The sequence below is a fragment of the Atribacterota bacterium genome (assembly GCA_028703475.1).
Lineage (GTDB): Bacteria > Atribacterota > Phoenicimicrobiia > Phoenicimicrobiales > Stramentimicrobiaceae > JAQVMU01.
The window spans coordinates 1-12,866 of record JAQVMU010000028.1 but is presented as its reverse complement, the minus strand read 5'-3'; the positions used below and the strand labels follow the sequence as shown (position 1 = coordinate 12,866).

At 34.8% G+C, this 12,866-nt stretch carries 12 protein-coding genes; all 12 read right to left on the bottom strand.

What is annotated here, in order from left to right:
* A partial coding sequence (gene gltA, locus PHQ99_04610) for an NADPH-dependent glutamate synthase (protein MDD4288849.1) occupies positions 1-1,434 on the bottom strand: 1,434 nt, incomplete at its 3' end.
* Positions 1,434-2,288 (bottom strand): sulfide/dihydroorotate dehydrogenase-like FAD/NAD-binding protein, encoded by an 855-nt coding sequence (locus PHQ99_04605; GenBank protein ID MDD4288848.1) that lies wholly within the window; start codon positions 2,286-2,288, stop codon positions 1,434-1,436. The genes PHQ99_04605 and gltA, both read right to left, overlap by 1 nt.
* Positions 2,289-2,335: 47 nt before the next feature.
* Positions 2,336-3,538: an acetate kinase gene (locus tag PHQ99_04600; GenBank protein ID MDD4288847.1), complete on the bottom strand. Its 1,203-nt coding sequence runs from the start codon at positions 3,536-3,538 to the stop codon at positions 2,336-2,338.
* Positions 3,539-3,568: 30 nt separating this feature from the next.
* Positions 3,569-4,114: a 2-oxoacid:acceptor oxidoreductase family protein gene (locus PHQ99_04595; protein MDD4288846.1), complete on the bottom strand. Its 546-nt coding sequence runs from the start codon at positions 4,112-4,114 to the stop codon at positions 3,569-3,571.
* Positions 4,107-4,943: a thiamine pyrophosphate-dependent enzyme gene (locus PHQ99_04590; protein ID MDD4288845.1), complete on the bottom strand. Its 837-nt coding sequence runs from the start codon at positions 4,941-4,943 to the stop codon at positions 4,107-4,109. The genes PHQ99_04595 and PHQ99_04590 overlap by 8 nt, the downstream gene beginning before the upstream one ends.
* Positions 4,940-6,085, bottom strand: a complete 1,146-nt coding sequence (locus PHQ99_04585; GenBank protein MDD4288844.1) for a 2-oxoacid:acceptor oxidoreductase subunit alpha — start codon at positions 6,083-6,085, stop codon at positions 4,940-4,942. Before PHQ99_04585 ends, PHQ99_04590 begins: the two co-directional genes overlap by 4 nt.
* A 2-nt stretch (positions 6,086-6,087) precedes the next feature.
* Positions 6,088-6,360 carry a 4Fe-4S binding protein gene (locus PHQ99_04580; GenBank protein ID MDD4288843.1) on the bottom strand — a complete coding sequence of 91 codons (273 nt, stop codon included), beginning with the start codon at positions 6,358-6,360 and terminating at the stop codon, positions 6,088-6,090.
* A gap of 10 nt (positions 6,361-6,370) precedes the next feature.
* Positions 6,371-7,351, bottom strand: a complete 981-nt coding sequence (locus PHQ99_04575; protein MDD4288842.1) for a GntR family transcriptional regulator — start codon at positions 7,349-7,351, stop codon at positions 6,371-6,373.
* Positions 7,352-7,449: 98 nt separating this feature from the next.
* Positions 7,450-9,438 carry a TRAP transporter permease gene (locus tag PHQ99_04570; GenBank protein ID MDD4288841.1) on the bottom strand — a complete coding sequence of 663 codons (1,989 nt, stop codon included), beginning with the start codon at positions 9,436-9,438 and terminating at the stop codon, positions 7,450-7,452.
* Positions 9,439-9,444: 6 nt separating this feature from the next.
* Positions 9,445-9,969, bottom strand: coding sequence for a DUF1850 domain-containing protein (locus PHQ99_04565; protein ID MDD4288840.1), 525 nt, complete (start codon positions 9,967-9,969; stop codon positions 9,445-9,447).
* Positions 9,950-10,906, bottom strand: a complete 957-nt coding sequence (locus PHQ99_04560) for a TAXI family TRAP transporter solute-binding subunit (GenBank protein ID MDD4288839.1) — start codon at positions 10,904-10,906, stop codon at positions 9,950-9,952. Before PHQ99_04560 ends, PHQ99_04565 begins: the two co-directional genes overlap by 20 nt.
* 101 nt (positions 10,907-11,007) lie before the next feature.
* Positions 11,008-12,837, bottom strand: a complete 1,830-nt coding sequence (locus PHQ99_04555; GenBank protein ID MDD4288838.1) for a KamA family radical SAM protein — start codon at positions 12,835-12,837, stop codon at positions 11,008-11,010.
* Positions 12,838-12,866: the final 29 nt, after the last annotated feature.

The following is a 12,866-nucleotide window of genomic DNA, read 5'->3' as shown; positions in this document are numbered from 1 at the left end:
ACATCCATTATTTCTAAGGCTTCCGCCGGAAGATAAATACGAGTCAATAGATCTTGCTGCAACTTTCCCATCACCAACGGCTGATATAACTGTAGCAGATCCTCTTACAATATCTCCCCCTGCAAAAATTCCCGGGCAAGTAGTCATTCTTGTTTTATCATCTACTTTAAAGTACCCCCATTTATTAACTTCAACTCCCCTTGCACTGTTAGCTATAATAGGGTTAGCCATAGTACCAATAGCATCTATTACCATATCAACTTCCAAGGTAAAATTTGAACCCTCAATAGGAATAGGTCTTCTTCTGCCTGATTCATCAGGTTCTCCTAATTTCATCTTTAAGCATTCCATTCCAATAACATTTCCCTCTTTATCACCTAATACCTTAACTGGTAATGTTAAAAAATTAAACTCGACTCCCTCTTCTTCGGCATGATGGACTTCTTCTGCTCTGGCAGGAACTTCATTTCTTGAACGCCGGTATACAATGTATGATTTTTCAGCTCCAAGCCTCAATGCTGTTCTTGCAGAATCCATTGCGACATTTCCTGCTCCAATTGTGGCTGCTTTTTTACCAATTATAAGTGGGGTATCATATTCAGGGAAAAGATACGCTTTCATCAAATTTGAACGTGTAAGAAATTCATTAGCAGAATAAACATTATTCATGTTTTCTCCAGGAATATTCATAAACCGTGGTGCTCCAGCACCATTTGCTAAAAATATGGCATCAAATTCCTTTTTTAAAAAATCTACACTGCTTGTAGCTCCGACTACAAAATCTTTTACTACTTTAACACCAATTTTCTTAATTTCATTTACTTCATACTCAACAATTTTTTTGGGAAGCCTAAATTCAGGAATACCGTAAACCAGAACTCCTCCCGGCTTATGTAAAGCTTCAAAAAGGGTTACATTGTATCCCATTTTAGCCAGGTCGGCAGCACATGTTAAACCAGCCGGACCTGAACCTACTACCGCTACTGCACAACCTTTTTTTTGGTCTCCGTCCTTCTCCCCATGAATATTATTTGCTCTTGCCCAATCAGCCACAAACCTCTCTAATCTTCCAATTGCAATAGGTTTACCCTTTTTGTTTAGCACACATTCTTTCTGACATTGTTCTTCCTGGGGACAAACACGTCCCGTTACAGCTGGAAGAGCATCCGTTTCAAGAATAGTCAAATATGCTTTTTCAAAATCTTCTTCCACTATATATCTTATGAAAGCAGGAATATTTATTTCAGCAGGACACCCAACCATACATGTAGGATTTTTGCATTGCAGACATCTTTGCGCTTCTTTAATAGCCTCTTCTTTGTTATATCCTAATGGAACCTCTTTAAAATTCCTTACACGTTCAGCAGGAGGTTGTTCTCGCATTGGAACCTGATCTTGTTTCATTCTGTCTTTCATTGGTATCATCTCAGCCATTAATTGTTTCCTCCTTTGCATCGGCATGTTTTATTGTGTTTATATTTATCCCAGGAGGTTGTTTCTTCACTCCTGTAACGTTTTATTCGATTCATAAATTCATCCCAATCAACTAATTGCCCATCAAACTCAGGTCCATCGGTACAGACAAATTTTGTTTCTCCTCCGATAGATACACGACATGAACCACACATACCTGTTCCATCAACCATAATTGTGTTTAGGCTCACAATTGTGTCAACAGGATAGGAACTAGTTAATGCACAAGTCACCTTCATCATAATAGGAGGACCTATTGTCCATACTTTTTTTATAGTTTTGTCATTATCCAGCTTTTCTTTAAGTACATCAGTAACAAAACCTTTCCGCCCATAACTTCCATCGTCAGTAGTAACAATCAATTCATCTGATACTTTCTTTAATTCTTCTTCCATGATTATCAGGTCTTTTGATCGTGCACCTATAATAGTAATAACTTTATTACCGGCTTCTTTTAAATTTCTGGCAATTGGGTGAATGCATGCAATTCCAGTACCTCCACCTACTGCTACAACAGTTCCATAATTTTTGATTTCTGTTTTTTTACCTAAAGGTCCAATAAAAGAAAAAAGGCTATCTCCTTCTTTAAATTTAGAGAGCTCATCAGTTGTTTTTCCAGCTACCTGAAAAACAATATAAATTAAACCTTCTCCCCTATTATAATCAGCTACAGTGAGAGGAATTCTTTCTCCTTCCTCCTTAGTCATCAAAATAACAAATTGTCCTGGTTCAACAGTTTTTGCAACCTCTTCCGCTTTTATCCACATTCCATAAATGTCTTTATATAATTGTTTTTTTTCTTTAATCTGATACATTCGATGCTCCTAATATTATATTATTCATAACTTATTTAATAAATATTCTATAAATTTTTACAAATTTCAACTGTATCTCTGGCTATCATCAATTCTTCGTTTGTCGGAATAACAAGAACTTTGACCTTTGAATTCTCAGAACTTATATCTGTTAGTTTTCCTTTTACTTCGTTCTTCTTTTCATCAATATCAATACCAAAGAAACTTAATTCTCCGCAAACATCTTTTCTCAACATTGGGGAATTTTCTCCTATTCCAGCAGTAAATATCAATACATCCAATCCATTCATTGCAGCTGTGTATGCACCAATATATTTTTTTAATCCATAATGAAGTATAGCGAGTGTTCTTTGTGCTCTTATGTCTCCCTGCTTAGCTTTTTCTTCTAAATCACGTTTATCACTGGATATTCCCTCAGATAGCCCAATAAATCCACTTTTCTTATATAGAATATCGTTCATTTCTTTAAAATCTATTTCTTCCTTACCCATTAAAAATGGTATAACTGCTGGATCAATATCACCACAGCGAGTTCCCATAATAACACCTGATATTGTTCCAAAACCAAGGCTAGTATCAATAGATTTTCCATTCTTTATTGCAGTTAAGCTTGAGCCGTTTCCTAAATGACAGGTTATTATTTTTAAATCCTTAATATCTTTATTTAAAAATTTTGCCGCTTTTTGTGAAACATATTTATGGGAAGTGCCATGGAAACCATATCTTCTAACTCTATATTTTTCATAATAATGATAAGGTAAACCATAAAGATAAGCGTGCTCAGGAATTGTTTGATGAAAAGAGGTATCAAATACCCCTACTTGTGGTGTTTCCGGTAGTAATTCCTGACATACTTTGATCCCCAGCATGTTTGGTGGATTATGTAATGGGGCTAATTCTGTATATTTATTAAGAGTATCCATAACATCTTGATTTATTAATACAGAATCTGAATATTTCTCTCCTCCATGAACAACACGATGACCAATAGCATACAATTCTTTAATATCTTTGATTACCCCATGTTCATTATTCAATAAAGCATCAATTACCAACTCTATTCCCTTTCGATGATCAGGAATATCTATTTCCTTTTTTATTGAACTTTTCCCTGTGGGATAGTGATTTATTATTGAACCTTCTATTCCAATTCTTTCGACTAATCCTTTCGCCAACAAAGATTCATCAGTCATATCAAAAAGTCGATACTTTATTGATGAACTACCACTATTTACTACCAATATTTTCATTACTGCTCCATCCTTTTTATTATTTTTGTTTTATAATTTTTTTGCAACTTTAAAGCCATGTTCCAGGGCTTTTTCATTCAATTCTTTTACTCTAAGAGGTATTCTATCAAGAAGAGCCTTTTTAATAGCATCATGACTGACTATATCAGTTAGCTCTACTATTATTCCTAAAGAAATGATGTTGGTAACTAATTTATTGCCTATTACCTTAACAGCATCTTCTTCTATTGGGTACTGATATATAGTTCCGCCAAAATCGGGAATTTTTAAAACATTAGTTGAATCTGCTAATAATAAACCATCATTTTTTAATCTATTTATATACTTATCGCAGGATTCTTGTGTTAAAGCCAGTAAAATATCAGATTTCAAAACTTTGGGATAATCAATTTTCTCATTACTGATAACTACTTCTGATCTACTGGCCCCACCTCTGGCTTCAGGACCATAAGATTGTGTCTGTACTACCTCATATCCGTCATAAATTCCGGCTGCTTCAGCTAAAATAATACCAGCCAGGATAAGCCCTTGTCCACCAGAGCCGCTTAAACAAACTTCTTTTCTTTCGTTATTCATTTTTTCCTCCCTTTTGTTGGGCATTGAAACAAATTTCCTGATACCTTTCAGTATATTCGGGTATATCTATATTTAAGAATTCACCAGTTGGTATCTTGTCTTTTTTCTCTTCTTCGGATAATTTTTTCCAGGTACTCTCAGGTATAGAAATACTTTTAATCCATTCTAACATCTGTATTGGGGTTCTAAGCTTATTCATCTTACCATAAGAAACAGGGCAGTCCGAAATCATCTCAACAACTGAAAAGCCTTTTTTATTTAAAGCATTCTTTATAAACCGAATACCTTGATTCACATTAAAAATACTACCTCTTGCAACATATGATGCTCCTGCGGCCGCAGCCAATGCAGATATATCAAAATTTTGGTCAATATTTCCGTAAGGTGCAGTAGAACCAAATTTTCCTGTTGGGGTTAATGGGGAATATTGACCGCCGGTCATCCCATATATCATATTATTGATAATTATAGCTGTAATATCTATGTTTCTACGGGCTGCATGAATGAAATGATTCCCGCCTATAGCAGAACAGTCACCATCTCCCATAACAGTAATTACTTTTAATTTTGGGTTAGCCATTTTAATACCAGTTGCAAAAGCCAGTGCCCTACCATGTGTTGTATTCATAGTGTTAAAATCTACATATCCAGTGATTCTACTTGAGCAACCGATCCCAGATACCATTGCAATTTCATCTTTTTCCCAACCTAAGCTGTGAATTGCTCTAATTAATGCACCTAAAACAATACCATTACCACAACCTGGACACCAAATATGAGGAAACATTTCTTTTCTAATATATTTACCTATGATATCATTACTTTTCATAATTTTATTTCCTCCTCTACTTTCTCGAGTATTTCAACGGGATTTATCAAATTACCATCAACTTTTCCATAAGAAATAACCCTACATTTTCCCTTCGATGCTCTTTCAACCTCTCCAGCCATCTGTCCCAGATTCATTTCTGGAACAATAATTAATTTTACCTGTTCTGCAATCTTGTTGATTGTGTCATCACTAAAAGGCCATAATGTTATTAGTTTTAATAAACCTATTTTAATTCCTTTTTCTCTTCCTAATTTAACTGTTCTTTCAGCTGCCCTGGCTACTGAACCGTAAGCAACAATAGCTATTTCAGCATCATCTAATAAATATTCATCTTCAATAATAATATCTTTTTTATTAAATTCAACTTTATTTACTAATCTTCTTATAAATCTATCAACTTCCTCAGCATTAGATGTTGGGTACCCTTTTTCATTATGAACCAAACCTGTAACATGATATCTGTACCCACTTCCAAAATTCGCCATAGGGGGAATCATGTCTTCATCGGGTTTAAATGGTAAAAAATCTTCTACTGCTACATTTGGCCTTTTTCTATTTATAATCTCTAAATCTTCTATTGAAGGAATATCTACCTTTTCTCTCATATGAGCAATAACTTCATCAAGTAACAACATTACAGGGGTACGATATTTTTCACTAAAATTAACAGCCTTAACAGTCATATGTAATATTTCATTTACATCTGATGGAGCAAGGGCAATCATAGGATGATCTCCGTGAGTACCCCAACGTGCCTGCATAACATCTCCCTGAGAGGGTTTTGTTGGAAGACCTGTACTTGGACCGCCTCTTTGTGCATTTACAATCACGCAAGGTATCTCGCCAATTGCTGCAAATCCAATATTTTCCAGCTTTAAACATATTCCAGGACCTGAGCTTGCTGTCATAGATTTTAAACCAGCTAATGATGCTCCTATAATAGCCGCCATGCTTGCAATCTCATCTTCCATCTGCATAAATTTGCCACCCATTACAGGAAGTCTGTTAGCCATTCCCTCAGCAATCTCAGAAGCAGGAGTAATAGGATAACCAGCAAAAAAACGTACGCCCGCCAATATAGCCCCCTCCACACAAGCCTCATTTCCTTGCAATATTTTTGTAACTTTATTTTTCTTCATAATTAATCCTCCAAACTAACATGCTCTAAATTATTTGCATCAGTATTCTCTTTGTTTTCTACCATAATGGCAAAATCCGGACAACGTAATTCGCATAACATACATTGAATACAATCATCAATGTTTTTTGCAACAGGCTGGCCTTTATCACTTGCAACAAGTACATTTTTTGGGCAATAGTTAATACAAATTCCGCAGGCTTTACACCAGTCTTCTTTCACCGTAATCCTGGTCTTTTCATTTTGATAAATCTTTTTACTATCCTTTTGTTGCATAATAACACCTTTACCTTTCTCTCTTTATATCTAAAATCTTATTCATTAAAGTATCAATTGATCCTTTGTCAGGTATGTAAATAAACTCTATTAATGGCTTCGAGTTATTAATATATTTTTTAACAATTTTCTTTCGCCCTGGAGAGGAAATTAGAATATCACAATTGTGGATAAATTCTTTTATTTTATCGTTATCCCGTGTTATTGTGTAGGATAATTTTCTATATTTTATTCCAGCAATTTTAATTGATTTAAAAACACGTTCAGCAAAATTTTCTGTAATACAAACCAGTCCTATTTTCATATTCGGAGAAGTAGCACGGGCAATGTTTACCATTGTTTCTATCTGCGGATCTAATGCAATGGCAATTATTTTTTTATCTGTGTCTTTTAAAAATTCTTTTACTTCCTTAAGATGAAAAAAAGTCGTTACTACTAAATCAGCTGATTCTATTTGTTTAAGAAAATTTGCAGTAGTACTATACATCTCATCAATTAAAAGCGGAATTATATGAATACCTGTTCCCAACTCTAATTTTTTTGAGAAATAATACAATTGTTCCTGGTTACATTCTATAAAGGCTACATTGACATTATTTAGCAAATGACTCTTATCTTTTAGCCGCTGATTTATCAGGAACATGAAATCTTCAAATGGAATATTTTGTTCTAATGCCTTCTCTATTGCTTTATCAATATGTTTAATTAAAGAAAGGCTGTTATATCTTAACATTTTTGTTTTTGGGAAATTACCATTTGAAATAACAAATGTACCTTTACCTGATATTGAGGTAATGACTTTTTCTCTTGCAAGTTCCTGATATGCAGTGCTTACTGTATTTCTGCTTACACCAAGCTTATCTGATAGCTCTCTTTCAGTTGGTAATTGGGATCCTTTTTCTATTTGTCCTTCTTTTATCAACCTTTTCAGACATTCCTCTATTTGAAGATAAAGTGGAATTTTACTATTCTTGTTAATCTCAATATCCATTGATATCCTTAATAATATTAATTGGATTAATTGTTTAATGTTTTAATCATTTATAGAATACCATATCTATCGATTTTGTCAAAATATTTATAGCTTTATTATCCAACCATTTCTTTTGGTTTAATTAATATTTGCACTATCAAGGTTATTCCAATTAAGCCAACACCAATTATATTTGTCATTACCTGAGAAGGTATAACACAAAATGCACCAATAAATAGCATTAGCCTTTCCAGTATGCTGGTCTTCCTGATAAAATATCCCTGGGTTGCTCCCGCAAATCCCAAAGACATACATAATGCCAGAATTATTGCAAAGATAAGCCTGCCAATATTAAAATCCTGCATAAAATTCCATGAAATCAATATTGGGTGATAAATAAACATAAAAGGAAGTATGTATCCGGGAAGAGCTAATTTCATAGCCTCCACTCCAACCTTTAAAGCAGGTGCCCTGGCTATCGCAGCCCCAGCAAATACAGCCAGCATTACAGGAGGTGTTATATCTGCTAGAATACCATAATAAAATACAAACAAATGTGGAAGAATTAATGCTGAGTTTTCTGCCATAAGTCTAATCAATGCAGGTGCTATTAGAGTTGCCATGATCACATAATTAGCGGTTGTCGGAACACCCATACCTAATACTAAAGAAGATATGGACGCTAAAAATAAGGCGATAGGCAATATACCCCTTGATAAATTAAAAACAATACCGGTGAATTTTAAGCCTAATCCTGACATGGTTGTTATTCCAACAATTATACCTGCAGCTGCACAAGCTACAGCAACAGTCGTCGCAGCCATCCCGGCATCAGTCAATGCCTCCAATAGTTTTTTAGGAGTCATTCTTGTTTTTTTACTTATCATACTTATTAGCAATAGAACCAGTATGCTTGAAACAACCGATTTTTGAGGAGAATAGCCATTAATCAATAGATATATTAAAATAAATATAGGAGCTAATAATATCCAGCCAATTTTTAATGTTTTTATTAGACTGGGAAGCTGCTCCCTTTTTAACCCTACTAACCCTATTTTAGCAGCCCTAAAATCAACAGCCATAAAGAGAGCCAGATAATAGAATATTGCCGGTAGTATTGCAGCTTTTGCCACTTCAATATAAGGAACTCCTAAAAATTCTGCCATAATAAAGGCTGCGGCTCCCATAATAGGAGGCATTATTTGACCACCTGTAGATGCAACCGGTTCTACAGCACCAGCAAAAACAGAACTATAACCAATATTTTTCATTAACGGTATCGTAAAACTTCCGGTAGTGACAGTATTGGCAGTTGAACTTCCGGATATTGTACCCATCATCCCACTTGATACAACAGCTGCCTTTGCCGGTCCTCCTCTGGTGTATCCAGTCAAAGCAGTCGCAAAATCAATAAAAAATTTTCCTGCTCCAGTTTTATTTAATATTGATCCAAACAGAATAAAAAGATATACAAAATTAGCAGATACTCCCAACGGTGTTCCGAAAATACCAGCATCAGTTAAATATAAATAATATGCAACTCGTCTTATCGAGAATGTGCCGTGAGCAAATCTTCCTGGCATATATGGCCCAATCACCAGAGCATAAAGCAAGAAAAAAATTGCAACATACATTAAAGGTGGCCCAACAGCTCTTCGAGTGGCTTCCAGGGTTATAAGAATAAGTATTACTCCAAATATTACGTCGATTTGATTTGGATTACCTGCACGCCAAACAAGTTCATGAATATTTATTAAAATGTAAATACAAAGTATTATTGATAGTGCAATAAAAATAAAGTCATACCATTGAATTCTGTCTCTTTTAATGTTTGGAGACCTGGCGAATAAAGAAAATGTCATAATAAGTATTAGCGAAAAATGGATAGACCTTTGTATTAAACTGAAATATGCACCAAACCAACCAGTATACATATGAAAAATGAACAATCCGACAGCAGAAATAATAATTGGGATATACCAATTCCCTACCAGATCTCTTTTGGCTTTAAATTCTATGTCTTCAATTTCTTCTGCAAGCTTATTATTGCTTTCATTTAATATGTTGCTTTTTTTATTTTCATTGTCTTTTTCATCTTTGGTCACTTTATTTTAACCTCCCTTAATACTAATACAAATTTCAATTGCCTTTCCTTTTTCGGCAATGGAGCCAATTAAATAATTTTTATTTTTTACTTTTAAAATCTGATCTACGGTATAAGCAACTCTCAATGGTAATTTTTCTAATTTCTTATTTAATTTCACCACAACCATTCCATCTTCATGAGTAATATCTCTTGAAGGATGACATTCTTGCCCCACACCAAACCACGGATACCTTTCTTCAACCAGGTAAAAACTCCCATCTGTTCCAATTTTAAATTTATCTATTATTGGATTTAAATCTCTTGAGTTTCTAAATTCAAGATAAAAAATCTCTTCAGGTTCTACTTTAATTGACAGCACCTTATCCATGTTATCTTTTTGGACTATTTCCAAAACAAAATGGTTTTCACTTTGGCAAGCAGATATTACTGCACTGATTGATAAAATATAACAAATAATAAAAAGCCAAAAAGCCAGAGAAAAAATATTTTCTCTGGCTTTTTTCATTTCTTTATTTGCGAACAAATTCACCTAAACCTACTTCTTCAAAGTATTTAGCAGCCCCAGGATGTAAGGGAATTGCTGTTTTTACGCCATTTTCTGGTAAAAATAGCTTTGCTGATGGATGTACGTTGTGTAATTCTTCTGCATTTTCAAAAAGTGTTTTAGTAAGTAAATATGCCACCTCTTCGCTAACATTTTCATTTACTACAACATCATTTCCAACTTGTATAGTCGGAACATCCATATCCTGTCCTTTGTATGTTCCAGCTGGAATAACTCCTGCAATGTAATATCCATATTCTGCAGTTAGTTTATCTATTATTTCTTGTTCAATTGGTACGAAAAATACATCCCTAACAGCGGTTACTTCTTGAACTGCTGAACCTGGATATGAAAAATTCCAGAAGAGAGCGTCAATATTCCTATCTTTCATAGCTTGGGCAGCTTCCGGCTGTGAATAATAACTTACCCTCATATCATCATATGTCATTCCAGCAGCCTCAATTATCAATCTTGCCATAGTTTCACATCCACTTCCAGGTGCATCTACTGATACCCTTTTGCCTTTTAAGTCTGCTACAGATTTGATTTCGGGGTCAATAGATATGAAATGCTGAGGAGCTGGATACATTGAAAAGAGTGCTTTTATGGGTTGTTTGTCATTTTCGAATTGAACCTGACCATTATAAGCTTTAAAAGCTACATCACCCATAGCCATTCCTAGCTGTACCTCATCACTGCCAGTTAATCGGCAATTTTCGACAGATGCTGCTGTGGATTCTGCAGTAGCATCAATATCTTCCACTAATCTAGTCCATAAATCAGCCATTGCCCCTCCAAGGGGATAATAAGTACCTCCCGGACTACCTGTTCCAAAGGTAATAAAAGTTTGTGCAAAACCAGCAGTTGTAAATATCGTCAACATTAACATAAACACCAATAACATACTAATAATTTTTTTCATTGTTTCCTCCTTTAACTTTTATTTATGAGATTCAAAATCCTATTCTCTTTATTCATCACCTCCATACCATTTAGTTTTTTTACTGGTAAGTTATTAATTATTTAGTAATAGTACCAGATTGAATCATATTCTTCGATATTTTCTCCACGTCTTTTTAGTTCATTTAAATAGTCCTTAATAGCAATATCACGATAGACGTATGGTTCAACAGGAGCTATTCCTTTCTCCCATGGATGCCACAGATATACTCTTTGGCCTTCAGGTGTAAGGGCAATCAACTCCCGATCCTGCCATGCTCTTACGTGATTTTTCCCTAAACGAGGTACATTAAAGACCGGTTCATCAGTACGGAATATTCCAGGTAATAAACGAGCTTCCTCTTTTCTTTCCTGCCATAGGCGAGCAACCGGAACCAGATAATCTTTGTGTTCATCCTTGCCTTTTGGATAAAATGTGTAATACGGATCTACACCTGCCTTTTTCATTGCAATACGTGTGGATGCATTCTGGAAACGCCGACTGGTCTCTAAGGTGTAGACTAATTGATTGTATACATAAATACCTCTATTCCTCATTTTGGTGACTGCTTCTGCTAAATCAGGAGTAACCTCAGCAGCACTTTCAATATGAGTTACCATAGCGACATTACGTTTACCCGGTTCAACATAGCTCGATAAAAGGTCAGCAAGTTTATGAGTAATCCTTTGCGGTAATGTAACAAAAATACGGCTGCCCCAACGGATATTGATAACCTGTTCAAAAGAGCAGAGTTTATCCATAATATATTTTATCAATTCATCATCTAATGCTAAGGGGTCTCCACCAGTTACCAGTACATCCCGCATAGCCGGGTGATTAGAAAACCAGGAAAGGGCTTTATCAATCTTTTCCTTAGTTGGCATACCTTCTGGTAACATTGGACCGGTGATTTCCCAATTTCTTTGACAGTATACACATATTTGCGGACAAGTATCATATGGTTTTAATATTGAAATCATTGGATAACGCCGGGTAATCAGTTCTTCAGGAGAGGTGTCATGTTCACCCATAAAGTCAAAGTAGTAATTACGTTCTTGTCGATGTTCTTCCATTAGTTTTACATAATGCATAGGAGGAATTACCTGGGAACGAACTTGATAATCATACTTTCTATCATCCCGATTAAAATCAAACAAAGAAAGATAATATGGAGTAATTCCAAATGGTATTCCTTGCTCTAACGAGATTTCGATAGCCTGAATATCATCATCAGTCATGGGGATTAATTCCTTCAAAGCATTAAGTCCATCTTTGTCTTTAAAGATATTTTTTATATGCCAATTGTAATCATACCAATCATCTTCACTTGCCGAAAAATATTGCATTATTTTTTCAGTATTTTTACTGCGTTGATCTATTATAGATTTATCAAGTCCGGTTGGATAACGGTTTATATAACTATTCACCTTATTGTAAAGACTATCCAGATATGCAGATCGTGCCTTTCCTGCTTCCCTTCCTTTTATTTTTTGAAAATCAATCATTTTAATGCCATCTTTTTCTAAGATTGGACCCAACCAACCTCGTGCTATATTTGCCTTCCCAGCCATTGCCAGAAAAAGATGTCTGAATTCTTCTAAGAAACTTTCTGAAACCTTTACCTCAGAATTATTATTGGCTAATTCCCAAAGGTGCTTCAATGTGCTAAATCCAGCAATCTGCTCATTGCGAAGGGAAATAAGATTTGTAAAAACCTTAATAGCCTCTAAAGTAGTGCTATAATCAAGTTTGTGCAGGGATTTTTTACCTTCTCTGTAATCCCATTCCAGATCTTTGCAGTAATTAAAAAGTTTTTTTCTGGCCTCTTTTTCATTTTTACTCTCACTTAGTATTTCCCTTATTTCGGGCATAGCAGCCCATAATTCATTAATTTGTTTTTCTTGTATTTGCATTTTTAACTCCTTTGAAATTATAAAATTTC

What these genes read in the sequence shown, in the direction of transcription:
- PHQ99_04595 (MDD4288846.1), bottom strand. Translation starts at nt 4,114, where the DNA reads ATGAATAACGAAAGAAAAGAAGTTTGTTTAAGCGGCTCTGGTGGACAA.
- PHQ99_04585 (MDD4288844.1), bottom strand. Translation starts at nt 6,085, where the DNA reads ATGAAGAAAAATAAAGTTACAAAAATATTGCAAGGAAATGAGGCTTGT.
- PHQ99_04555 (MDD4288838.1), bottom strand. Translation starts at nt 12,837, where the DNA reads ATGCAAATACAAGAAAAACAAATTAATGAATTATGGGCTGCTATGCCC.
- PHQ99_04590 (MDD4288845.1), bottom strand. Translation starts at nt 4,943, where the DNA reads ATGAAAAGTAATGATATCATAGGTAAATATATTAGAAAAGAAATGTTT.
- PHQ99_04580 (MDD4288843.1), bottom strand. Translation starts at nt 6,360, where the DNA reads ATGCAACAAAAGGATAGTAAAAAGATTTATCAAAATGAAAAGACCAGG.
- PHQ99_04600 (MDD4288847.1), bottom strand. Translation starts at nt 3,538, where the DNA reads ATGAAAATATTGGTAGTAAATAGTGGTAGTTCATCAATAAAGTATCGA.
- PHQ99_04605 (MDD4288848.1), bottom strand. Translation starts at nt 2,288, where the DNA reads ATGTATCAGATTAAAGAAAAAAAACAATTATATAAAGACATTTATGGA.
- PHQ99_04575 (MDD4288842.1), bottom strand. Translation starts at nt 7,351, where the DNA reads ATGGATATTGAGATTAACAAGAATAGTAAAATTCCACTTTATCTTCAA.
- PHQ99_04560 (MDD4288839.1), bottom strand. Translation starts at nt 10,906, where the DNA reads ATGAAAAAAATTATTAGTATGTTATTGGTGTTTATGTTAATGTTGACG.